21 protein-coding genes are annotated in these 21,382 nt (G+C 71.6%); 13 read left to right on the plus strand and 8 right to left on the minus strand.

The features are described 5' to 3' along the window. Positions 1-525: 525 nt before the first annotated feature. The 3 genes from RLT58_RS23015 to RLT58_RS23025 are packed head-to-tail and all read left to right on the plus strand — an operon-like array spanning position 526 to position 4,516. Positions 526-2,631 carry a helix-turn-helix domain-containing protein gene (locus RLT58_RS23015; RefSeq protein WP_311314613.1) on the plus strand — a complete coding sequence of 702 codons (2,106 nt, stop codon included), beginning with the start codon at positions 526-528 and terminating at the stop codon, positions 2,629-2,631. Then, positions 2,628-3,620: a hypothetical protein gene (locus RLT58_RS23020; RefSeq protein ID WP_311312262.1), complete on the plus strand. Its 993-nt coding sequence runs from the start codon at positions 2,628-2,630 to the stop codon at positions 3,618-3,620. Before RLT58_RS23015 ends, RLT58_RS23020 begins: the two co-directional genes overlap by 4 nt. Further along, entirely contained in the window at positions 3,617-4,516 is a 900-nt protein-coding gene (locus RLT58_RS23025) for a DUF6339 family protein (protein WP_311312263.1), read from the plus strand. The genes RLT58_RS23020 and RLT58_RS23025 overlap by 4 nt, the downstream gene beginning before the upstream one ends. A 26-nt stretch (positions 4,517-4,542) precedes the next feature. Here RLT58_RS23025 and RLT58_RS23030 read toward each other — a convergent pair whose 3' ends face one another. The 5 genes from RLT58_RS23030 to RLT58_RS23050 all read right to left on the minus strand — a co-directional run bounded on the left by RLT58_RS23030 (position 4,543) and on the right by RLT58_RS23050 (position 8,917). Further along, on the minus strand, positions 4,543-5,748 hold the full coding sequence (locus RLT58_RS23030) for a DNA cytosine methyltransferase (protein WP_311312264.1): 1,206 nt from the start codon (positions 5,746-5,748) through the stop codon (positions 4,543-4,545). Between the two features lie 99 nt (positions 5,749-5,847). Further along, positions 5,848-6,804 (minus strand): DNA cytosine methyltransferase, encoded by a 957-nt coding sequence (locus tag RLT58_RS23035; RefSeq protein ID WP_311312265.1) that lies wholly within the window; start codon positions 6,802-6,804, stop codon positions 5,848-5,850. Then, positions 6,801-7,253, minus strand: coding sequence for a very short patch repair endonuclease (locus tag RLT58_RS23040; RefSeq protein WP_311312266.1), 453 nt, complete (start codon positions 7,251-7,253; stop codon positions 6,801-6,803). Before RLT58_RS23040 ends, RLT58_RS23035 begins: the two co-directional genes overlap by 4 nt. 93 nt (positions 7,254-7,346) lie before the next feature. Beyond that, a complete protein-coding gene (locus RLT58_RS23045) occupies positions 7,347-7,856 on the minus strand; it encodes a GNAT family N-acetyltransferase (RefSeq protein WP_311312267.1) in 510 nt (169 codons plus the stop codon). Positions 7,857-7,915: 59 nt separating this feature from the next. After that, positions 7,916-8,917 carry an SEC-C metal-binding domain-containing protein gene (locus RLT58_RS23050; protein ID WP_311312268.1) on the minus strand — a complete coding sequence of 334 codons (1,002 nt, stop codon included), beginning with the start codon at positions 8,915-8,917 and terminating at the stop codon, positions 7,916-7,918. A 116-nt stretch (positions 8,918-9,033) separates the two neighbouring features. Between RLT58_RS23050 and RLT58_RS23055 the strand changes: the two genes are divergently transcribed. The 3 genes from RLT58_RS23055 to RLT58_RS23065 are packed head-to-tail and all read left to right on the plus strand — an operon-like array spanning position 9,034 to position 11,553. Continuing rightward, complete coding sequence (locus RLT58_RS23055) at positions 9,034-9,873, plus strand: class E sortase (RefSeq protein WP_399131667.1); 840 nt, start codon at positions 9,034-9,036, stop codon at positions 9,871-9,873. A gap of 31 nt (positions 9,874-9,904) precedes the next feature. Then, positions 9,905-10,063 (plus strand): DUF3311 domain-containing protein, encoded by a 159-nt coding sequence (locus tag RLT58_RS23060; protein ID WP_078617706.1) that lies wholly within the window; start codon positions 9,905-9,907, stop codon positions 10,061-10,063. After that, positions 10,060-11,553, plus strand: a complete 1,494-nt coding sequence (locus RLT58_RS23065) for a sodium:solute symporter family protein (protein ID WP_311312270.1) — start codon at positions 10,060-10,062, stop codon at positions 11,551-11,553. The genes RLT58_RS23060 and RLT58_RS23065 overlap by 4 nt, the downstream gene beginning before the upstream one ends. A 63-nt stretch (positions 11,554-11,616) precedes the next feature. On the opposite strand, the gene RLT58_RS23070 is transcribed toward RLT58_RS23065, so the two are convergent. Beyond that, a complete protein-coding gene (locus RLT58_RS23070) occupies positions 11,617-13,029 on the minus strand; it encodes an MFS transporter (protein WP_311312271.1) in 1,413 nt (470 codons plus the stop codon). Between the two features lie 190 nt (positions 13,030-13,219). Here RLT58_RS23070 and RLT58_RS23075 point away from each other — a divergent pair, with 190 nt between their 5' ends. The 4 genes from RLT58_RS23075 to RLT58_RS23090 all read left to right on the plus strand — a co-directional run bounded on the left by RLT58_RS23075 (position 13,220) and on the right by RLT58_RS23090 (position 16,083). Then, complete coding sequence (locus RLT58_RS23075; protein WP_311312272.1) at positions 13,220-13,750, plus strand: winged helix-turn-helix transcriptional regulator; 531 nt, start codon at positions 13,220-13,222, stop codon at positions 13,748-13,750. A gap of 73 nt (positions 13,751-13,823) precedes the next feature. Beyond that, positions 13,824-14,159, plus strand: coding sequence for a DUF6412 domain-containing protein (locus RLT58_RS23080; protein WP_311312273.1), 336 nt, complete (start codon positions 13,824-13,826; stop codon positions 14,157-14,159). 156 nt (positions 14,160-14,315) lie between these two features. Beyond that, complete coding sequence (locus RLT58_RS23085; protein ID WP_311312274.1) at positions 14,316-15,086, plus strand: YidC/Oxa1 family membrane protein insertase; 771 nt, start codon at positions 14,316-14,318, stop codon at positions 15,084-15,086. A 136-nt stretch (positions 15,087-15,222) separates the two neighbouring features. After that, the gene (locus RLT58_RS23090) at positions 15,223-16,083 is read left to right on the plus strand and encodes a fumarylacetoacetate hydrolase family protein (protein ID WP_311312275.1); all 861 of its coding nucleotides are present in this window, start codon (positions 15,223-15,225) and stop codon (positions 16,081-16,083) included. Between the two features lie 67 nt (positions 16,084-16,150). Here RLT58_RS23090 and RLT58_RS23095 read toward each other — a convergent pair whose 3' ends face one another. Both RLT58_RS23095 and RLT58_RS23100 read right to left on the minus strand, forming a co-directional pair. Then, positions 16,151-16,630, minus strand: coding sequence for a heme-degrading domain-containing protein (locus RLT58_RS23095; RefSeq protein ID WP_311312276.1), 480 nt, complete (start codon positions 16,628-16,630; stop codon positions 16,151-16,153). Further along, positions 16,627-17,754 carry a Gfo/Idh/MocA family oxidoreductase gene (locus RLT58_RS23100; RefSeq protein ID WP_311312277.1) on the minus strand — a complete coding sequence of 376 codons (1,128 nt, stop codon included), beginning with the start codon at positions 17,752-17,754 and terminating at the stop codon, positions 16,627-16,629. Before RLT58_RS23100 ends, RLT58_RS23095 begins: the two co-directional genes overlap by 4 nt. 55 nt (positions 17,755-17,809) lie before the next feature. Between RLT58_RS23100 and RLT58_RS23105 the strand changes: the two genes are divergently transcribed. The 3 genes from RLT58_RS23105 (at position 17,810) to RLT58_RS23115 (ending at position 21,377) form a co-directional block, all read left to right on the plus strand. Beyond that, complete coding sequence (locus tag RLT58_RS23105) at positions 17,810-18,922, plus strand: ROK family protein (protein ID WP_311312278.1); 1,113 nt, start codon at positions 17,810-17,812, stop codon at positions 18,920-18,922. A gap of 451 nt (positions 18,923-19,373) precedes the next feature. Further along, the gene (locus tag RLT58_RS23110) at positions 19,374-20,525 is read left to right on the plus strand and encodes a hypothetical protein (protein WP_311312279.1); all 1,152 of its coding nucleotides are present in this window, start codon (positions 19,374-19,376) and stop codon (positions 20,523-20,525) included. 87 nt (positions 20,526-20,612) lie between these two features. After that, entirely contained in the window at positions 20,613-21,377 is a 765-nt protein-coding gene (locus tag RLT58_RS23115; RefSeq protein WP_311312280.1) for a GntR family transcriptional regulator, read from the plus strand. The last annotated feature ends 5 nt before the right edge of the window (positions 21,378-21,382 follow it).

The following is a 21,382-nucleotide window of genomic DNA, read 5'->3' on the forward strand; positions in this document are numbered from 1 at the left end:
ACACGACATGGGGGACGTGAATTCGGCAGACGGAAGGTTTATTCGAACGATTGAGAATGCAGATCCGGGAGGAAGCTGCCAGGATAAAACCGCATTCCTCGGATTCGAGCAAGAGGTTGCGCCGAATTCTTCGAAATCCTGCGACCCGGGGTGATGGTGGCCCCTGGGCATGCTGAATAAGCGTCTGGATAAAGACGCCCCTTCGAAGGCGATGAGGAATCGCCCTGGCTCGACATTACAGGTTGATTCGGGGGTCTGGCAAGGGTCTATCGGTCTTGATCGATCGGCGATCCGGATGCCTGGGGGAGGGCAATTCGGGCCGAACCGACAATCATCTCGAGTCGGGACGAAACTGCCCACTTGGTGGCGTTTATCGCATTTGAAGCGGTGAGATGGTGGGAACGTTCTGGGCTTCGGGATCCATGTCAAATTTCGTTGTCGCAGGCTGCGGTCGTGTCAAATATGCGTGTACGGTAGCTCTACGGTCGTCCGCGCAGCTGAGGAGTGGTGACGTTGGACAGCGGCATGGATTTCGGGCCCTGGCTCGCCCGTCAGCTGAAGCAGTCCGGCCTGAACCAGGCCGAGCTCGCTCAGCGGATCGGCATGACCAGGGCAGCGGTCTCGGCCTGGATCACGGGTCGTGCCACGCCGCGCGGTGAGACCATCGCGAAGATCGCGGAAGCTCTCGGCACCGACCTCGGCACGATCCATACCCGCACCGCAGACACCCTGGCGGGTCTGCCCGTCTCCTGGTACCACCGACCTGGGTACGCCGACGGCGGGCGCGACTTCGGCAACGCCGCCGCCTTCGCCTTCGAGGCCGATGTCGAGGTACTGGCGCGCGAAGCGACGCAGAACAGCCTCGACGAGCGCCTCGACCGCAATCAACCGCTCCGAGTGCGCTACACGCTGCACGAGTTGACGGGCGAGGCCCTGGCCCGGTTCCGTGAGGAGATCCGGTGGGACGATCTCCTTCCGCATTACGAGGCGGCTGCGTCCCAGGACCAGAAGGTCGGACGGGTCATCGCGGCTGGGCTGCGCGACATGTACGAGCGTGATCGGCTGGTTCTTCTGCGCGTCGACGACTACAACGCGTCCGGGCTGACCGGTGACGACTATGAGACCGGCCGGTTCGCCGCAGTGGTGCGCAGGCAGCTCGACAGCCACAAGACGACGAGCGGGGCGGGCGGCTCGTACGGGCTCGGGAAGGCGACGCTCTGGGCGACGAGCCGTCTCGGACTCGTCCTCATGAATTCCACTCTGTCCGTGCCTCACGAGGGACGTACCGAGCGGCGTCTCATCGGCCGGCTCGACCTTCCCTGGCGCGAAGTGGACGGCCGTGCCTGGGCCGGCCCCGCCTGGTTCGGACGTCCCGATCCGGATGCGGACAGTTCGGACGTGGCCCGATCGTGGTGGGCCGACGAGGAGAAGGTCGAGCGCCTTCACCTCACACGGGAGAGCGACGAGCCGGGCACGTCGTTCCTGATCGTGGGCGCCCACGACGTGGCGAGCCTTGTCGAGGCGGGCTCGGACGCCGACAGCAAGGGCATCGAGGACGATGACAGCGTGCACCGGATGCACAAGCGTCTGGTCCAGGCCCTCGGCCGAAACTTCTGGGCGGCCATGACCGTGGGCGAGACGCGACGACCGCTGTTGGAAGCGTCCGTCAGGACGCTCCGCAACGGCGCGGAGGTCATTCAGGAGGAACGGGTCGACCCCCGGACTGCGCAGCCCGCACGTACCCGTGCCCTGCAGGCGTTCCTCGACGGCACGACCGTGGAGCGGCTGACCGAGGACGGCCAGGTAGCCATGTCGACCGTGACGCTCAACGTCCCCGCCCCCGCCGGGGGGAAGGAGAAGATCGAGCATCGGGCTGTCGTCCTCGTGACAGGGGCCGACGACATCGACAAGCCGAACCACGTGGTCATGATGCGAGGCAACCGTATGACCGTCAGGACGGCCCGCGTAGGGGATCTGCCCGTGGGGACCGACGCCTTCCAGGCGGTACTGCTCGCGGGTCACGCCGCCGGTGAGGACGCCCCCGGCGCCGAGGAGGCGGAAGTGTTCCTTCGGACCTCCGAGCCACCCGAGCACAACAAGTGGGGGCAGACGGAGGAGCTACGGATGCTGTACTCGCCGTCCGCGTATCGTCGGATCGCCAAACTCACCACCGACACCAACAAGGCGGTGCGCGACCTCGTCGCCGTGCCCAAGGCGAAACGGGCGGGCGGAGCCGAACGGCTGCGCAAGAAGCTGACGCTCGGCGGCAGGAGGGCGCCTCGGCCCGCCGGCCGGGTGGCCCTGCCGACGCTGGAGGAACTCGACGCCTTCGTCGACGCCGAGGGTGCGTGGTGCATCACGGGAGAAGTGAAGATCCCCACCGGTGGTGATTCCTCGCGACCGAGTCCCGTGGCGAAGCTGGATGTGCGCTCGGGGCCCCGCCCCGTACTGGCATGGTCGGAGCTCGTAGCCGTTCACAATTGTGAAGTGGTCGATGGAACCCTCCACTTCGCGCCGGGCGCCCGCAAGGCGACGTTCAGGGGTACGACCGACGTGTCCACGCACCCCGTTCAGGCTGTATTCACGGGCCTGATCGTGGAACTCGGAACCGACAAGGGGAGCCAGGCATGAGGGGCTATCCGTACAAGCGGCTTCCCGGCTCCGTGACGCTGCGGGTGACCGCAGTCGAACTGAGAGGCCCGGGGGAGGTCCGGGAACCGCTGGACACGAAGACGTTCTCGACCGTCGAACAGGTGGTCGCGCTGGGGTTGGCCGAGCGGGACGACTGGGAGAAGGCCCGCTTGGCCCTCACAGCCGTTGTACCCGGACGCGCTACCGATCCCGACGGTCCCTGGTCCGACGTGTCGGTCGTCGTTGTGCTCACCGAAGGGGCCACCAACACGCGGACCACCGTGTGCCTGGAGCCTCGCTCCGAGGGCGGCCGTGAATGGGCAGGACACCTGGACCTCTGGCGAGCCGATCATCTGGATCGGGCGACCATGGGGGTCCATGTCATCGCCACGGTCGACGAGGTGCGGGGGCGAATGATCGCCGCGTCGGACAAGGACTGGATCGTCGATCTGAAGGCCGAGGCCCCTCTGCGCGAGCGGGAACTGGAGGTCTCCGAGGTCGGGTTCCGCGAGGGCCCGGAGTGGCTGCGCCCCTTCGGGGATGTGCCGTGGACCGTCGACACCTCCGGCGACGTGCCCACGGTCCACGTGAACACCGACTTCGAAGGCATCGCCGAACTCGTCGACGGCAATGGCACAGCGGTCGAGAGTCTGGTCCGCGACCTCCTCATCGCCCAGATGTGCACGGACGTGTGGACGGCCGTGTTCCACACGGCCATCGGAGACCTGGAGATCGAGGACGACGGCATGCCGCTCTTCCCTCAGGACTGGAGGGGCGAGGTCCTTCGCGAAATGCTTCCGGACGTTGTGCCCGGCCGCTCGTTGGGGGACGCCCTCCGGGAGGTTCACGGGCGTAGGACCGGAGCGTCCGGATGGACCGACCTCCAGCCGCGCATCCACTACGCGGCGACGCGCAGGGCGGACGTGCCCAAGGCGTTGACCGCGACCATCCGCGGCCTCGACCGACTCGACCGGGGGAGCGACACGTGACCGGCAAGCCCAGCCACCTGCCCGAGCGCCTGGCGTTCCTCGCGGACCTCAATGCAGCCCGGTACCTCACTGAAGGCCTGCTCACCGGCAAGGAGGACGTCCCGGCCATAGCGCTCAACAAGGTCACCGAACCTATGCCGGGTGCCGAGGCCAGAGGGGCGCTGGGGCCGGTCCGTGATCTCGTCGACGACGCCATGCACGCGTTCCGTGACGAAAAGGTCACCGCCGCCGACGCCTGGCTGGCTCCCCGACTCCACGCGACGCTGAGGCTCACGCGCCGCGAAGCCGCCGATCGCCGGCTGTGGAACTACCTCGCTCTGGGAGTCGCTCCCGACTACGTCGTGTGGCGGCACATGCCGGAGCCGAAGAAGGAGAGCCGGGGGGAGGCGACGCGCGTAGCCGCCTCGCGCTTTCGCGGTGCCTCCTACACCCAGGCGTTCGCCCGCTTGTGGTGGGCCGCCGAGCTCTTCCGGAACGGCTCCGACTACGGCCCGGTGGTGACCGTCTGCGCCCACCAGGACATGCTCAACACGGGATTGAGACTCGACGCGATCGACCACCGGCCGACGGCACAGGCGCTGTCACGTCTGATCGAGCGCGGCATCGTCAGCACCGGGCGGGAGATCAACGCGCTCGCGAGGGTGGTCAACGCCTCTGCGGCGACGCTCATGTACGACGTCGTCGCGCCGGATGTCGAACGTGACGGCCGGCCGGCCGCGGAGTGGATCGCGGCCGCCGAGTGGGCGCCGGCCGTGCAGCGAAGGGCGCTCCCGGAAGGGCCGGACGAGGAGAAGGCGCCGGAGGACTCTGTGACCGCCCTCGCCGACCTCTTCGCGGAGCTTTTCGCCGGAGCCCCTGTGCGCGGGAAGAGGACCGAGCACAACGAGGCGGACTGACCGGAGCATGGTCGAAGGCCCCTGGGTCAGGAGCCTTCGGCGGGGGTGTCCGCCTCCGTGGAGGGGAGTTGCGGTGTCCATTCGGCGAGCTGCGTGAACCACTCGTCCTTCGGGGCCGCACGCAGGAGCGCATTGCTCAGAATGTGCAGGGACAGACGTGGAGGGATGGCATTTCCGATCTGCTGAGCCACGTCGGTGGATCGCCACGGGTAGTGCGCCGGGAACGACTGGAGCAGCCCGCCCTCCTCAAACGACAGCCGGTCCAACTCCTCCCCGACCTCCTTCGTACCCGCTCCGTTCTCCTTCAGCAGGAACAGGCGATTGCGGCGGAATTTGCCGGTGATGGTGGCGGCCGGCTCCTGCGAGGTGCGGCGCCCTCGGTTCTTGGGATCGCCGCCCGAGCCGTAGTTGGAGACCAGAACGAAATCGTGGGGCCGGGTGGCGCGGAGGGCGTCCGCAGCCGATACCCAGGGGCCCAGCTTCTTGGACTCCGGGGTCCTCGGCGGTGCGAACAGGGACCCGTCCTGCTGCTCGGTGGCCGTGTCCTGGCGCTCCTGGGACAGCAACCGCTCGGTTCCCTTGCGGTACCGCTGATGGGTAGCACGGGGAAAGCGGACCTGCCTTCCCGTGTTCTCCGGGTCCCACTGGGCGATCAGCACGGCGCGCCGGCGCGTCTGAGGGACGCCGAAGTCCTCGGCGTGCAGCACATGGGCGTCGGCCGCGTAGCCGATTCGCCTGAGAAGCCCGGCGTAGTGCTTCCACACGGGCAGCACCGTGGGCACCTGCTCCAGCACCACCACGTCGTACGGTCTGCCGCGCTTGAGCTTCGCTTCCATGATCCACCGCAGCGGTTGGAGTACGAACCCCGTGCGTTCGTCGGACATGGAGTCGGTCTCGGCCCTGACCGCCTTCCAGGCGGCCTCGAAGGAAGCGAGGGTCTCATGGTCGACCAGGCAACCGGCCAAGCGCTTCACGTCGTCCAGCGCCTTGTGGCCCTCCCGGTTGCCGGCCACGGAGAACGACTGGCACGGCGGCCCGCCGGTGAGGACGTTGGCGTCCTTCACCTGAGAGTCGCAGGGACCCAGCGCGGCGACATCCTTCTCCACCGTGGTCCGAAGGCCGGCCGCGTCGCGCGTCGCACGGGTCGGGTCGTCCCACTCGACCCCGATGCTCTTCACTCCCATGATCGTGGCCGCGATGTCGAGCCCGCCAGGGCCTGCGAACAAGTCCACGATGCGGAAATCCGCAGGTAGGAGTGGTGAGTGAGGCTTGTGGGTCATGGGGTTGAAGTGTATCGGCTTTCCCCCGGGTCGAGACAGCCTCGCGCGCGCTCAACTACGCAGGGCCCTTGCGACGGCGAGGCCCAGAGCCCGGCCCACCGGCGGCGGCGAAGCATGGCCGATCTGGCGGTATCGAGCAGTCTTCCTGCCCGCGAACAGCCAGTCGGTCGGGAAGCCCTGCAGGAGTGCGGTCTGTGCGTCCGTGAGCTTGATCAGGCCCGGGCGGCCGACGACCTCGGGACCCGGAACCTCGTCGGCCAGGGCTCCTCCGTTGACTCCCATGCGCGCCCAGGCGGTCTTCGTTCCGGTGGGGCCCAGGTCCGCGCCCCCTCTGTTGTCGGAGCCCCCGACCAGCGTTGGCGCCACGGCGATCGCCTGCTCCGCCCAGGCATCGGCTTCGCGCCACCCGCGGGCAGCCATGGAACGGCGCAATGCCCGGCCCACCGAGATGTGTTCGGTAACCGTCGCGACGGGCGGTCGGAAGGTGTCGGCGAACCGCTCCTTGAGAGCGACGAGCACTCCCTGTTTCCGGTCCTGCGGTACGCCGAAGTCCGCCGCGTTCAGTACGAACCAGTGCAGCCGGTACCCGAGGTGCTCCAGTTCCTTGCGGACGAAGCCGCGCAAGGTCTCGAACGCCGAGGCGTAGACGAGGCCGGGCACGTTCTCGATGATCAGAGCGCGCGGCTGGATCGAGTGCGCGAGGAGGATCGCTGCTTCCAGGAGACGCTCCTCCACGTCCGTCCCGACTCTTCCCGCGGTCGCGCTCGATCTCACGCGCGGCAGCCCGGCGGACAGCAGGTCGACATCGTAGGTGTGTGGGTGCTCGTCAGGAACGAAGTCGAGAAGGTCCATCTCCACGACGTTCCACCGGGGTCGGTTGGCGCGCAGCGTCTCGCAGGCCACGGGCTTGTTGTCCAGAAGCAGTACGGGCTCGAATCCGGCCTGTTCGAGCCCGAGGGCCAGCCCGCCGGCCCCTGCGCACACATCTACGAACCGCAATCCACTCATGAGCCCCCGCTCCCCCGTCCTGCCCGCTCGGCGGACTTCTTGCGATCCACGGTTGCCGCTACCTGTTCGGCGACCTGCGCCGGGGGCTGGTGCTCCCAGAAGCGCAGGACCGTCCATCCCTCGGCGACCAGATGGGCGGTGGTCTCCGTGTCCCGTGCCATGTTGCGGTCGAGCTTCTGCCGCCACCACTCGGCGTTCGACTTCGGTTGCGTCGCGTGATCGGGGCAGCCGTGCCAGAAGCACCCGTCCAGAAACACCGCCACCTTGGCCCGCGTGAAGGCGATGTCAATCGTACGTCGGGACATGTGGGGTACCCGCTCGTTGAGGCGGTACCGGTAACCGGACGCGTGCAACAGCTTCCGGACGGCCACCTCGGGCGCGGTGTCGCGACTCGCTTGGCGGCTCATTCGGGCGGAGACGCCGGGTGACGACGGCTTGGCGGTGTTCATCACTGCCAAGTCTCCTACGCCCCGCGCTCTTCGTGATCGATGACGGCGAAATCGCCTCGCGCCAACCGGTGTCGGTCGGCTGTCTCCGGCTGTTCAGGAGGGCAGCCGCGATTCCGTCAGCAGGTCGCGTGCATAGAACAAGCCCGGCTTTCCCGACAAGGTGACCTTTTCGCCCGTCGTTACGAACCCCGTGCGGGTCAGTACGGTGCGGGATGCCGTGTTGGTGATCGCGGCCGCCGCGCGGAGAGTGGTGAGGGTGTAGCTGTCGGTGCAGAGCGTGAAGAGGTGGCGGACCGTCGTTGTGGCCAGGCCCCGGCCCGTGGCCTTCTTCGCCAGGCGGAAGCCCAGGTCGGCCGTGCCGGACGCGATGTCCACCAGGTTGAACCGGCCCAGGATCTCTCCGCCGTCCTGCGCCACCAGGACATGGAAGTGGCAGGTGCCCGTGGCCTGTTCGGTGAGGAGGGACTCGTGGCGGGACGCGAAGTCGGTGAAGTACGCGTCGCCCCGGTCCGGTACCGAGGCCGCGAAGAACGCGCGGTTCTCCCGCTCGAAGGCGAGGAGGGCCGGGGCGTGGTCCGGCCGCAGGCGCTGGAGTTCGGGCATGGGGGGCAGCCTACGGAGGCGGGCGGGGGCCCGCCCACGGGATTTCGGCCGCCCCCGCGCTACGCGCCCCCGTGGCAGTCCCGGTACGAGCGGCCCGAGCCGCACCAGCAGGCCGCGCTCCTCGCCGGCGGCCACGGGACCGCGCGGCCCCGGGCGGCCAGGGTCGTGGCGTACTGGGGGAGCAGGTCCGGGTCCGCCGGGGAGGCGGCCTCGGAGGCGGCGAACGCCTCGTACGACGGGACCGTGCCCGTCACGATGCCGAGGTTCGGCGTCCCCGTCGCATGGAGGTCGCGCAGGGCCGCCTCCAGGCGGGCCAGGTGGTCCGCGTGGGAGACGTACTCCGAGGCGAGTCCGGGGTACGCGGCCAGGAGTTCGCGCAGTTCGTCCTCCGGCCAGTGCAGCACCGCCACCGGAAAGGGGCGGGACAGGGCCGTGCGGTACGTGCCCAGCTCCGCGCGGAGCCGGGTGATCTCGGCCTTCAGCTCGCCCGGGTCCGAGGAGCCCAGCGACCACAGCCGCTTCGGGTCGTGCAGTTCGTCCAGCGGGACCGCCGCCGTGTGCAGCGCGTCCGCCAGTTCGTCCCAGGCGTCGTGCGTGACGCCCATCAGCCTGCGCACCCGGTGCCGGCCGGTCAGCAGCGACTGGGTGGCGTACGGGACTTCCTCGCCCGGGGCGATGAGCAGGGTGAGGGCCGTCGAGAAGTAGTCGTGGGCCGCTTCGAGCTCGTCGTGGGCCTCCAGCGTCTCGGCCGCGATCTCCCAGGGAGCCGCCTCCAGCGGGCCAGCCGCGCGGATCCCGTCGATGATCGCGCGGGCCTCCGCCTCGTGCCCGTACTCCCACAGGTTGGCCGCGTTGAGCGCCTTGACCAGGTGGGGGTGTTCGGTGTCGGGGTCGCTGAGCAGTTCGTCGTAGAGCGTGGTGGCGCGAGCGCGGTCGCCGGCGAGTTCCAGATGGGCGGCGGCCTGGAGGAGCAGCGGTTCGTGGTCCTCGGGATACTGCGCCGCGGTGCGCAGCAGGCGCTCGGCTTCGGTGGTGTGGTCGGCAGGCGTGTCGGGGCGCATGAACCACACCGTACTGCTGTACGCCCACGGGACGGAGGCTTGTTCCGGCTCCGGGGAGTGGTGCGGGAGCGTGAGCCTTGTTACGGCTCTGGTGAGTTGCGGGTCCCGGGCCTATCGTGCGGGCCGTGGCCGAGCGGATACCGGTGGTGGTGCAGCGCGACCCGCGTGGCAGGCGGCTGGCCGCGCGCGGGCTGTGGACGGGCGCGGAGCTGGTGATGACCCTCGGGGTCGTCCTGCTGCTGCTCGTCGCCCATCAGCTGTGGTGGACCAACCGGCAGGCCCGCGCCGACGCCTCCCGCACCGTGCGCTCCCTGGAGCGGGACTGGGGGGAGGGGGAGAGGGAGGGAGCGGGGGTGCCCGGCCCGCCTTCCCCCGGTGCCGCGCCCGCGGAGGACAGTCCCGCCGCGGGCGGCAGTCCCGCGGCCAACGGCGGCGCGCCGCGGAAGCCCGCCGCCCGCGCTCCCCGCCACGACCAGGCGTACGCCGTCCTCCGTATCCCGCGCATCGGACTCACCGCCCCCGTCGCCGAGGGCATCGGCAAGCGCGGCGTCCTCGACAAGGGGTACGTCGGCCACTACCCGCGCACCGCGCAGCCCGGCGGCAGCGGGAATTTCGCGCTCGCCGGGCACCGCAACACCCACGGAGAGCCGTTCCGCTACATCAACCGGCTGCGGTCCGGCGACCGGATCACCGTGGAGACCCGCGACGCCGTGTACACGTACACCGTCGACAAGACCCTCGACCGGACCGCGCCCGGTGACAGCGGGGTCGTGGCCGCCGTGCCGCGCAGCAACATCGAGCCGTACGCGGGCTACCGGACGGCCGGGTCCTATCTGACGCTGACCACCTGCACGCCCGAATTCACCTCCCGTTACCGGCTCGTGGTGTGGGGGAAGCTGACGGGTGTGCGGGGCGGGGCCGAACACCGGGCGGCAGGACCCTCTAAGGTTCCCTGACGTGCTGAGACGTCGTCCGCAGTTGTTGTGGTTGCTGGTCCCCTACGTGCTCTACCTGGGGGCGCTGCCGTTCGTGAACCGGGTCCGTCCCGTGGTCCTCGGGCTGCCGTTCCTCTTCTTCTGGCTGCTCGGGGCGACCGTGCTGACCCCCGTCGCCGTGTGGCTGACCCGGCGGGGTGACCGCCGGTGAACGCCGCCGTCGCGACCTCCGTCTTCGGGGTCTTCATGGTCGCCACCGTGGCGCTCGGGCTGCTCGCCGTGCGCGGGCGGCGCGGGGGAGAGGGCGGCGGGCTCGCCGAGTGGTCGGTGGGCGGGCGCAGCCTCGGGACCGTGTTCATCTGGGTGCTGATGGCCGGCGAGGGCTACACCAGCTTCAGCTACCTCGGCGCCGCCGGCTGGGGCTACAACTACGGGGCGCCGGTCCTGTACGTGGTCGCGTACATGTCCTGCGGTTACGCCGTCGGCTATGTCGTCGGGCCGCTGCTCTGGGGGTACGCGCGCAGGCACGGACTCGTCGGGATCACCGACATGGTGGCGCACCGCTTCGGGCGGCCCTGGCTCGGGGCGCTCGTCGCCGTCCTCGCGACCGTCTTCCTGCTCCCGTACATCCAGCTCCAGATCACCGGCATGGGCGTGGTCGTCTCGACGATCTCCTACGGCGCCATCAGCCTGGACTGGGCCTACTTCATCGCCTTCGCCGTCACCACCGGCTTCGTGGTGGTGAGCGGGCTGCGCGGCAGCGCGTGGGTCTCCGTGCTGAAGGACGTGCTGGTCATCGTCACGCTCGGCTTCCTCGCCGTCTACGTACCGATGCACTACTTCGACGGGTACGGGCCCTTCCTCGACCGGCTCGTCACCGAGAAGAGCGAGTGGCTGACCTTCCCGGGGCACGGGGACAGCGGGCTCGGGCAGGCGTGGTTCGTCACCACCTCGTTCCTCAACTCCCTGACCGTGGTGATCTTCCCGACCACCGTCGCCGGCTACCTCGGCGCCAAGAACGCCGACGTCCTGCGGCGCAACGCGATGTGGCTCCCCGCCTACAACGTCCTGCTGTTCGTCCCCATGCTGCTCGGCATGGCGGCCCTCTTCGTCGTGCCGGGGCTCGTCGGCGCCGAGTCCAACCTCGCCCTGTTCAAGCTCGTCGTGGACTCGCTGCCCGCCTGGTCGGTCGGGATCATCGGCGTCGCCGCCGCCCTGTCGTCGATCGTGCCCATGGCCGTCTTCATGCTGGTCATCGGCACGATGTGGGGGCGCAGCGTGCTCTCGCTCGTCCCGCGCTGGGAGCGGCGGCAGAAGGGCGCCGCCCAGCTGGTCGTCGTGGTCGCGGGCGGCCTGGCGCTCCTGCTCACGTACACCGCGCCCAACACCCTCGTCCGGCTCTCGCTGATCTCGTACGAGGGCATGGCGCAGCTGCTCCCCATGGTGCTGCTGGGTCTGGTGTGGCGGCGGCTGACGCTGCTCGGGGCGATGAGCGGGCTGGTCGTCGGGGTGGGGGTGGTGTGCGGGTTCGTGTTCACGGAGCACGATCCGGTGTGGGGCGTGAACGCGGGCATCGTCGCGCTCGGCGCCAATCTGGCCGTCGCGCTGGCGGTGACGTACGCGGGTCCGCGCGAGCGCGACGACCGGCCGGACGAGGACGTGCTCGCCCGCGACGAGCTGGAGCCGGCACCGGTGGCGTGAGCACGAGTGTGCCGGGGCCGGCGTGAGGATCGTGCGTGGGGCCGGTGCGGCGCCCGTGCGCCGTCAGGCGCGGCGGTCGCGCAACAGCAGGACGCCGGCCGTCGCCACCAGCGCCAGCCCCACCGACAGCAGCAGCGCCCCGTCCGCCCCCGAGCCCGTCGTGGCGACGGCGATCGTCAGGGCCACGCCCGCCGACGAGCCGATGTAGCGGGCCGTGTTGTTCGCGCCCGACCCCATCGCCGCCCGCTCCGGCGGTACGGACTCGACCGCCAGCCGGGGCAGCGCCGCGTTCAGCAGCCCGCTGCCGATGCCCGAGACGACCAGGGCCGGGAGCAGCCTCAGCCACACCGCCGCACCCGGGTGCGTGTCCGCGTCCAGCACGCCCAGCAGCGACAGCACCGCCACCGCGTGCAGGACGAACCCCGCCGCGAGCTGGTGGCGCGCCGCGACCCGGCCCGTCAGCCGGCGCGCCTGGAGCGCCACCAGGAACGCCGTACCGGACCAGAGCAGGAACAGCCACGCCGAGCCGAGCGCCGAGAGTCCCAGCGCCCGCTGGAGCAGCGTCGGCAGACAGCTGAACAGGCCGATCACCGCGAGGCCCGTGAAGAGACCGCCGGCCGACGAGGCCAGGAAGGGGCGGCTGCGCAGCAGGGACAGCTCGATCAGCGGGGCCGCCGCCCGCCGCTCCACCCGGGCGAACACGAGGACCAGGACGGCCGAGGCGAGCAGCAGCAGCCCGACCGGGGCGCGCAGCCAGCCCTCCCGGCCGAGTGTGAGCGCGGTCAGCAGCGAGGTCATCGCGAGGCCGAGCACCACCGTGCCCGCCAGATCGGGGCGGCCGGCGCGCGGAGCCCGGGACTCGGTGAGCGCCCGGGACGCGAAGGCGGCCGTGCCGAGCGCGGCCAGACCCAGCACGGCGTACGTGAGCCGCCAGTCGACGGAGCCGAGCGAGCCCGCCAGCAGCGGGCCGAGCGCGATGCCCGCGCTCACGAACGCGCCCCATATCCCCGTCGCCCTGATCCTGGCGTGACCGGCCGGGAACGCCCCGACCAGCAGCCCGAGGCTCGTCGCCAGGATCGCGGCGCTCGCCGCCCCCTGCGCGACCCGGGCCAGCGTGAAGGTGAGGGTGTCGGTCGCGAGGGCGCCGAGCCCGGTGGTCAGCCCGAGGGCGAGCGTGCCGATCAGGAAGAGCCTGCGGCGTCCGTAGTCGTCGGCCAGGCTGCCCGCGACCAGGAGGACCGCGGCGAGGCCGAGCGGGGTGCCGTTCAGCAGCCAGGCCTGGCCGGTGGGCGGGGTGCCGAGTGCGGCGGAGATGCCGGGGACGGTGGTCATCGGCGAGGTGTAGTTCATCAGCGCCACGGTGGTGGCCGCCGCGGTGACCGCGAGGGTCGGGCCGGGGCGGTGCGCCGGTGGTGGTGCGGTGCCCGGTCGCGCCGGGGAGGGCCGGACGGGCTGCGGGCGTACGGGCTGGGTCATGGCGTCGCTCCCGGCGCGCGTCGATGCGGTGACTGGGCTCGTCGGTTTGGTCATCGAACCCGGTAGTTCGGTCAATGAATCCAGTAGTTCGGTCACTGAATTCAGCGATTCGGTGATTGAACCTACTCGGTGGTGCCGACGCTAGCACGGTTGGTTCATTCATCGAACCGAGGAGGAGTAAAGTGACCTCATGGCTCTCGGCAAGGACTACGCGGACCAGCAGTGCTCCATCGCCCGCGCCCTGGAAGTGATCGGCGAGCGCTGGACGCTCCTCGTGGTGCGCGACGCCTTCTACGGCGTGCGCCGGTACAACGACTTCCTCGTGCACCTCGGTGTCCCGCGCGCCGTCCTCGCCACCCGGCTCCACTCCCTCACCGAGGCCGGCGTCCTGGAGAAGCGCCGCTACCAGGAGTCGCCGCCGCGCGAGGAGTACGTCCTGACCGGCAGCGGCAAGGCGCTCTGGCCGGTCGTCCGCTCCCTCGGCTCCTGGGGCCGCGACCACGTCCCGGGCACCCTCCCGATGCGCGTCTTCGTCCACGCCGCCTGCGGTACGGAGCTGGGCGCGTACGGCGAATGCCCGGCCTGCGCCCTCCCCGTACCGCCCGAGGACGTCGAGATGCGGCCGGGGGCGGGGCTCGACACGGAGACCGGCAACCCGGTCGCCCGCGCCCTGCGCGCCCCCCGTCGACTCCTGCTGCCCCTGGAAGCCGATCGTGTATAACGGTTAATGGTCGAAGAGCCCGGGAATTTGCTCCCGAGGCCGGCCCGGGACGGAAGCGGAAGGGGGAGGAACCATGGACGCACGCGCCGTGGACCGCATGCGCGGTGGCCTCGCCCGTGTCCTGCGGCCCGCCGGGCTCCTGCTCTTCCTCCTCACCGAGGTCCTGCTCGCCGAGGGCGGCAGCCTCTCCGCCGCCGTCGCGCTCGCCGCCACCGCGGCCGCCGGGACCGCACTCGTCGCCTGCTCCGTCATCAGCGCGCGCTGCGCCGCCCCGGTGCCCCGCACCCGGGTCCGCACCGCCATGCGCGACCGGGAGAAACGCACCGCGTTCCTGCCGCAGCGGGATCCCGACGCCAAGGGGCGCCGGCGCCCCCGAGCCCCCGGCCGTGTCCTCCTGACGGCCGCGTAGGGCTCTTTCCTCCTGCCTCTTCACGGATCCCGGTACGCACACCCCTGAGCTGTGCGCGTGCGCGGGCGCCCCGCGCGGATCGTCATGCCGAAGCTGATCCACTTCCCGGCACTGTCCGGGCTTCCCGGCACGACGAGACCCCCGGAGGGCTCACCCATGTCCGCCTTCATGTCCGCATTCGCCGGCCTGGTCGGCGCATTCGCCGACCTGCTCCACCCGCTCTTCCAGAACGCGTCCACCGCCGCCGCGATCGTCCTGTTCACCGCCCTTGTCCGGCTCGCCGTGCACCCCCTGTCGCGGGCCGCCGCACGCGGGCAGAAGGCGCAGCGCCGGCTCCAGCCGCAGATCGCCGAACTGCGCAAGAAGCACGCCAAGAACCCCGAGCGCATGCAGAAGGCGCTCATGGAGCTGCACAGGGCGGAGAAGGTCTCGCCGCTCTCCGGCTGCCTGCCGAGCCTCCTGCAGATGCCGGCCTTCTTCCTGCTCTACCACCTCTTCTCCAGCCAGAGGATCGGCGCCGACGCCAACGAACTCCTCGGCCACCAGCTCTTCGGCGCCCCGCTCGGCGAGCGCTGGCACGACGCGCTCGCGAACGGCGGGATGTTCGGGGCGCAGGGCCTCGTCTACGTGGGGCTCTTCGCGATCGTCGCCGCGGTCGCCACGTTCAACTACGGGCGCACGAAGCGCCAGATGGCCGCCAACCCGGTCACCCCGGCCACCGGACCCGACGGACAGCCGGTCCCGGGCATGGGGGCGATGGCCAAGGTGATGCCGCTGATGTCCTTCTTCACGCTCTTCACCGTCGCCTTCGTGCCGCTGGCCGCCGCGCTGTACGTCGTCACCAGCACCACCTGGACCGCGATCGAACGGGCCTACCTGTACCGCGACATGCCGGCCGCCGGTGCCGCCATGGCCACCGCGGCGTAATCGCGCCGGCAAGTGCGCCGGTCCAGTGTGTGAACAGGGTCTTGCGGAGTGATCGGATGTCTTGGAGGATCGGACAAGCCTGCGATGGCCGCCACCCATCCGACGGGCCCCGATCCCGACCAAGGGGAGTAAGACCTTGAAGCTGCTTCGTGTGGGTACGGCAGGCGCGGAACGACCGGCCCTGCTGGACGAGGACGGAACCCTGCGCGACCTGTCGGGAGTTGTCCCCGACATCGACAGCGCGCTGCTCGCCGACGAGGACGCGCTCGCGCGGGTGCGGGCCGCCGCGGCCGCCCCCGGCGAGCTGCCGGCGCTCGGTGCCGAGGGGCTGCGGGTGGGTCCGCCGCTCGCCCGGATCGGCAAGATCGTGTGCATCGGGCTGAACTACCACGACCACGCCACGGAGACCGGCGCGGAGATCCCGGGCGAGCCGATCCTGTTCTTCAAGGCGCCGGACACGGTCGTCGGGCCCGAGGACACGGTGCTCGTGCCGCGCGGCAGCGTGAAGACGGACTGGGAGGTCGAGCTCGCCGTCGTCATCGGGCGCACCGCCCGCTACCTGGAGTCCGCCGAGGAGGGCCTCGCGCACGTCGCCGGATACGCGGTCGCGCACGACGTCTCCGAGCGCGAGTTCCAGATCGAGCGCGGCGGCACGTGGGACAAGGGCAAGAACTGCGAGACGTTCAACCCGCTGGGGCCGTGGCTGGTGACGGCCGACGAGGTGGCCGACCCGCAGGCGCTGCCGCTGAAGCTCTGGGTCAACGGTGAGCTGAGGCAGGACGGCACGACGGCCGACCAGATCTTCCCGGTCGGCGAGGTCGTGCGCTATCTGAGCCACTTCATGACGCTTTATCCGGGCGATGTGATCAACACCGGGACGCCGGCGGGGGTGGCGATGGGGCAGCCGGAGCCGAAGCCGTATCTGCGGGCGGGCGACGTCGTGGAGCTGGAGATTCCGGGGCTGGGCCGGCAGCGGCAGGAGCTGAAGGACGCCTAGGGTGTGAGGTCGGTGAAACGTCGGAGGGGTGGGCCGCCGCCGAGGCGGGCCCACCCCTCCGGGCGTCTCAGCCGCTGATCTTCGTCGCGAACTGCTCCAGGGCCTCGACCACCAGGGCGTGGTCCTCCGCCTGCGGCAGGCCCGAGACCGTGACCGAGCCGATGACGCCCGCGCCCTCAACCGCGATCGGGAACGAGCCGCCGTGCGCGGCGTAGATGTCCGGGTCCAGGCGCGAGGCCTCGTCGAACGTCGTCCCCTTGGCCCGGAACCGCGTCCCGACCAGGTACGAGCTCTCGCCGTACCGCTCGACGACCTTGCGCTTGCGGTCGATCCACGCGTCGTTGTCCGCGCTCGAACCCGGCAGCGCGGCATGGAAGAGCTGCTGCGCCCCGCGCCGGATGTCGATCGCGACCGGCGCGTGCCGCTCCCGGGCCAGGGCGACCAGCAGACCGCCCAGCGCGTACGCGTCGTCGTAGCCGAAGTGCGGCAGCGTCAGCCTGCGCTCCTGGGCGATCAGCTCGGAGATGGTCGGAGCGGTGGGGTTCATGCGGAGATCTCCTCATGGCGCACGGTGACCGTGATGCCCTCGCGGGCCGAGCGGCGCGCCGCCTCCAGTACGTCCAGCGTTTCGGCCGCCTGGAGCGCGGTCACCGGATTGTCGCCCTTGCCGCGCACCGCGTCGGCGACCGCCGCGTAGTACGCGGGGTAGTCGCCGGGCAGCGTACGGACCGGGGTGCCGCCCCCCGTCAGCGGGGACTCGCCCGAGCCGACCCGGCCCCACAGCTCCTCGCCCTCCAGGCCCCACGGCTCGTCCGCCGACGGGCGGGCGCCCTCGCGCAGGGCGGCCTCCTGGGGGTCGAGGCCGTACTTCACATAGCCGGAACGGGAGCCGAGCACCCGGAAGCGCGGGCCGAGCTGGGCCGTCGTCGCGCTGACGTACAGATGCGAGCGCACCCCGTTCGCATGCGTGATCGCCACGAACGTGTCGTCGTCCGCCGCCGCGCCCGGCCGCCGTACGTCCGACTCCGCATACACCCGCACGGCCGGGCCGAACAGCACCAGGGCCTGGTCGACGACATGGCTGCCCAGGTCGTACAGCAGCCCGCCGATCTCCTCCGGGTCGCCCGACTCGCGCCAGCCGCCCTTCGGCTGCGGGCGCCACCGCTCGAAGCGGGACTCGAAGCGCTGCACCTCACCCAGCTCGCCGTCCGCGATCAGCGCGCGCAGGGTGCGGAAGTCGTTGTCCCAGCGGCGGTTCTGGAAGACCGAGAGCAGCAGCCCGCGCTCCTCGGCCAGCGCCGCCAGCTCCCGCGCCTCGGCCGCCGTGCCGGCCACCGGCTTGTCCACGACCACCGGGAGACCGGCTTCGAGCGCGGCCCTCGCGAGCGGGACATGGGTCTTGTTGGGCGAGGCGATCACGATCAGGTCGAGCTCGTCCGCCCGCTGCCACAGCTCGTCCGGCGAGGCGGCGAACCGTACGCCGGGATACGCGGCGCGGGCCTGCTCGCGCCGCTCCTCGTTCGACGTGACGACCGTGTCCAGGACGAGGCCCTCGGTCGCGGTGATCAGCGGGGCGTGGAAGACGGAGCCCGCCAGGCCGTAGCCGACGAGTCCGACGCGCAGGGGGGACCCGGACGGTCCGGAGGTCGCGTGAGTCGCGTGGTCAGTCATGGTTCCACTTTGGCAACGCTGTTGCCAAAGTGCAAGCGCGGGGGACAATGGGCGGGTGAACAGGAGCAACAGCGGCGCGAACCTGCCGACCCTGCGCAGCCACAACGCGGCGCTCGTGCTGGATCTGCTGCGCGGCGCGGGCGGGCGCGGCATCAGCCGGATCGAGCTCGCCGAGCGGACGGGGCTCACCCCGCAGGCCGTCAGCAAGATCACCGCACGGCTGCGGGCCGAGGGGCTGGCCGCCGACGCGGGCCGCCGCGCCTCCACGGGCGGCAAGCCCCGGACCGTCCTGCGGCTGGTGCCGGAGGCGGGGAACGCGGTGGGGCTGCAGCTGGACCGCGACGAGCTGACCGTGGTGCTCGTCGACCTCGCGGGGGCGGTGGTCGCGAGCCGTACGGCCCCGCTGGACTTCGGCGCCCCGGCGGACGAGGTGCTCGGCGCGGCGGCCGGAGCGGTCGCCGCCGTGCGGGGTGACGGGGCGCTGCCGGTGCTCGGGGCCGGGGTCGCGATACCGGGACCGCTCGACCACCGGGGCGGGGTGCTGCACCGCGTCACGGGCTTCCCGCAGTGGGACGGCTACCCCGTCCGGGACGCGCTGGCCGCGCGGACCGGGCTGCCCGTCGTCATCGACAAGGACACCAACGCCGCCGCACTCGGCCTCGCCCTCCAGGCGGCGGGCCCCGCCGACTTCGCCTACCTCCATCTCGGCACCGGCCTCGGCGCCGGGCTGGTGCTCGGCGGCGAACTGCACCGGGGGGCGCGGACCGGGGCCGGGGAGTTCGGCCACCAGACGGTCCAGCTGGACGGGGTGGAGTGCGGCTGCGGCGGACGCGGCTGCCTCGAAGCCCTGTGCCTCGCCGCCGTGGGCCGGGGCGACGCCGCCGAGGCCGCCCGGGTGCTCGGCACCGGCGCCGCCAACCTGGTCGGCCTGCTCGACATCGACCGGGTGGTGCTCGGCGGACGTACCGTCGCCGCCGACCCCGAGGCGTACGTCCGGGGGGTGCGGGCCGTGCTCGACGAGCGGGCCCGCCGCGACGGCGCCGGCGGGGTGCCGGTCCCGGTGCTCGCCGCCGGGGGAGGGGACCACGCGGTCGCCGAGGGCGCGGCCCAGCTGATCCTCGCCCCGCTGTTCGGCCGCGTGGGCGGCGCGGACCCGGACCCGTCCTAGGGCGTGTCGTCGAACTGGCGTCTGCCGGGCGGCGCCATGCACGCACTCTCGCCGCACCGGCCCCAGGCCCCTGTACTGGACGTACCGGGGTCTGGGGCCGGCATGCCGAGGCGTGGGGTCTCCCCTGGTCGAGCGAAGCCGGGAGCCCAGGGAAGCACCTGACGCCGCGAGGCCGCCCTTCGGGCGACGACGCCAGTTCGACGACACGCCCCAGGCCCGGAGCCGGGCGGCGACGGGGCGGGAGCGGGAGCCGGCAGGGCGGTCGCGCCGACGGGTTTCCCGACCGTACGGAAATGGGCTGATCGGGCGTTTCCCGGCGGCCGGACGAGGGGTCCTGCGGCACGCCTGCCGCAGGCGTCCCGCGCGCGCGTGGGAGTCTCGCGGCCCAGCCGGTGAACTCCGGGTCCGGGGCGAGCCGACCGTTTCCGCGAGAAGTGAAGGCTGCCCCGCCATGTCCCCGACACCGCCCCCGGCACCCCCGTCCCCCGAGCACCCCGGCGAACCCGCCCCGTCGCGTCCCCCCTCGCCGCCACCCCCTGCCGCAGGCCGGCCGCGGCACGGGCACGGGCTCGCGCTCGGGCTGGCCGCCGCCAGCGTCATGCCCGCCGTCGTGCTCGGCGGGGCGACGACCGCGTCCGCCGCGCCGCAGCGCAATGCGGCGGCCAGTCTGACCCCGGCGGCCGTGCCCGGGTCCGTCACCGCCGATCAGCAGCCCGCCTGCGGTGAGCCCGGGGCCACCGAGTTCCCGATCGACACCCGCATCCACGGCGGCCCGGACACCTACGCCTCCGGCGGCGGATACGGCACCTGGTTCCTCGACCTGACGAACAGGACCTCAGAGTCCTGCCGTTCGATCCATCCGGTCCTGGTCCTCACCGACGAGGACCGGGCGCTGACCGCCGACCAGATCCAGCTGGAGTTCTCCGAGCGGTCCCACCCCGGCGTCGAACACCGCGTCAGCTGGGAGACCACCGACCGCGACGAGCACATCGGGGTCTTCGGCGGCGACGGCGACGACTCCTTCGGCGGCTTCACCGTGCCCGCCGGACGGACCGTCACCGTCCAGGTCCGGCTGGCGTTCACCTCCGACACCAGCCCCGGCCGGATCACCGCCAACGCCGCGATCGTCCAGCGGCAGCACCCCGGCGGCGGGAAGGGCGACGGCGATGCCGCGCGCAGGGACGGCGACGGGCAGTGGGTCGGGGAGTCCGAGGACTATCCGTTCACGGTGGTCGAGGACCACGGCGAGGACAGCGGCGACGAGGACGGGACGGACAGCGGCGTGACGGATGAACCGGGTGAGCCCTGGGTGACCGGCGAGGTGGGCGGTACGGGCAAGGAGGGCAAGGAGATGCCGGGCAGGGAGAACGAGGGGGGCCGCCTCACCGGCCAGGCCCCCGGCAGGCCCGACTTCCGCCCCACCCGCCCCGGCGGCGCCGCCCGCCCGGTCGCGCCCGGCCGCGATCCGGCCAGGGTTCCGCAGCTCGCCGGCACCGGGCTCTCCGTCCCCGTGAAGCTGCCCGCGCTCGCCTTCACCACGTTCCTCATCGGCGGCGGCGCGGTCGTGGTGGCGACCCGCCGGACGCGCCGCGACCCCCGCTGACCGCGCGGCCCCCGCACACCGTCGCCTTTCGGCCGTCGCGCACCGCCGTGACCACCGGAGTTCATGTCCGTCTGCCACGATCGGGACGTGGACTACCCGCACGGCCAGGCACCTGGCGCACCGATCCGCTCCGGCATCCCGGAGCACGGCCGCATTCCGAAGTACTACGCGGTCAAGGCCCAAGTCTCCCTTCTCGTCGACGAGCTGGGCGAGGGCGGCATGCTGCCGCCGGAGCGCGATCTCGCCGTGCGCTACGAGGTGTCGCGCGAGACCGTGCGCCAGGCGCTGCGCGAACTGCTCCTGGAGGGACGGCTTGCCCGGCAGGGCCGGGGCACCGTCGTCGCGGGGCCGAAGCTGGAACAGCCGCTCTCGCTGGCGAGCTACACGGAGGGCGTACGCCGGCAGGGCCGCACCCCGGGCCGTCACCTCATCGGGCTCGAACAGTTCCCCTGCCCTGAGGCGCTGGCCGCCGAGACCGGGGTGGCGCGCGGGGAGCCGGTCTGGCACCTGGAGCGCGTGCTGCTCGCCGACGACGACCGGGTCGGCCTGGAGAGCACGTACGTGAGTGTCGCCCGGGTGCCCGACCTGGCGGAGAAGTTCGACCCCGACTCGTCGTTCTACGCGTATCTGCACGACCGGCTCGGGATCGCCTTCGGCGACGCGGACGAGCGCATCGAGACCGTGCTCGCCACCCCGCGCGAGGCGCTGCTCATCGGCACCCCGCCCGCCCTGCCCATGCTGCTGATCCACCGGATCTCCCGGGACACGGACGGGCGGCCGCTGGAGCGCGTACGGACGCTGTTCCGGGGCGACCGGTTCTCCTTCACCACTCACCTGAGCGGACGCGGCTGAGCGGT

It is taken from the genome of Streptomyces sp. ITFR-16, assembly GCF_031844705.1.
Taxonomy (GTDB): domain Bacteria; phylum Actinomycetota; class Actinomycetes; order Streptomycetales; family Streptomycetaceae; genus Streptomyces.